At 71.8% G+C, this 935-nt stretch carries 1 protein-coding gene; it reads left to right on the top strand.

Annotated features, from left to right (window positions below; translation table 11 throughout):
• The first annotated feature begins 2 nt into the window (after positions 1-2).
• Positions 3-803: a DUF1028 domain-containing protein gene (locus QZ271_RS14375; RefSeq protein WP_291432627.1), complete on the top strand. Its 801-nt coding sequence runs from the start codon at positions 3-5 to the stop codon at positions 801-803.
• The last annotated feature ends 132 nt before the right edge of the window (positions 804-935 follow it).

Here is a 935-nt window from a genome sequence, read left to right as displayed (position 1 = left end):
GTTTGGGCAGGCATCGTCAGCGATACCCAGACTCTACACTTTGCGCCGCACCCCACCCCCCTGCTGAGCAGTTACACGTGAACCCCACCTTCGGCCCGGAAGGCCTGCGCCTGCTGAGCAGCGGCCTGGACGCGCAGGCGGTGGGCGCGCACTTCCAGGCGACTGATGCCGGGATCGCGCAGCGGCAGTTCGGGCTGGTGGCCGCCAGCGGCGGCAGCGTCACGTTCACCGGCCCCGGCTGTCACGCCTGGGCGGGCGGGTTCGCCGCGCCGGACGTGGCGATTCAGGGCAACATCCTGACTGGGCCGGGCGTCGTGACGGCCATGCGCGCCGCCTGGGAAGCCGGCACGGACCTGCTCCTGCCGCGCCGCCTGCTGGCCGCCCTGAGTGCCGGAGACGCGGCCGGAGGGGACAGCCGGGGCCGCCAGTCGGCCGCGCTGCTGTGCGCCGGACCGGGGCGCGGCTACGGGGGCCTGACCGACGACTGGGTGAACCTGCGCGCCGACGACCACGCCGCCCCCTGCGCGGAACTGGCCCGGCTGCTCGACGTGCACGACCTGCTGTTCACCCGCCCCGAAACCACCCGGCCCCTCACAACAGGGCAACTGGACTGGCTCCGCGCCCTGCTGATCCGCCAGGGGTACGCCGCCGCCCTGCCTGCCGGACCCTGGGACGCGGACACCGAGGCGGCCGCCTGGGCACTGTTCGGCACGGAGAACCTGGAGGAACGCTGGGTGCCCGGCGGCCAGGTGGACCCCGCCGCGCTGGCGTACCTGGCGGAGCGCTACGGCGCGGACGCCTGATCATCCGCCCGGACTCAAGCGGAACGGCACCGAATTAAGTACACTGCGTTTATCCTGTAGATAAACCGCGCGAAGCGCGTAGCAGAAGAAAGTACGTTGGAGCGGGAATGGAGAGGTTCCGGTGCTTTCCCG

The organism is Deinococcus sp. (assembly GCF_018260555.1).
Lineage (GTDB): Bacteria > Deinococcota > Deinococci > Deinococcales > Deinococcaceae > Deinococcus.
Note: the sequence above shows the minus strand (reverse complement) of the source record. Positions and strands in the feature narration are given on the sequence as shown.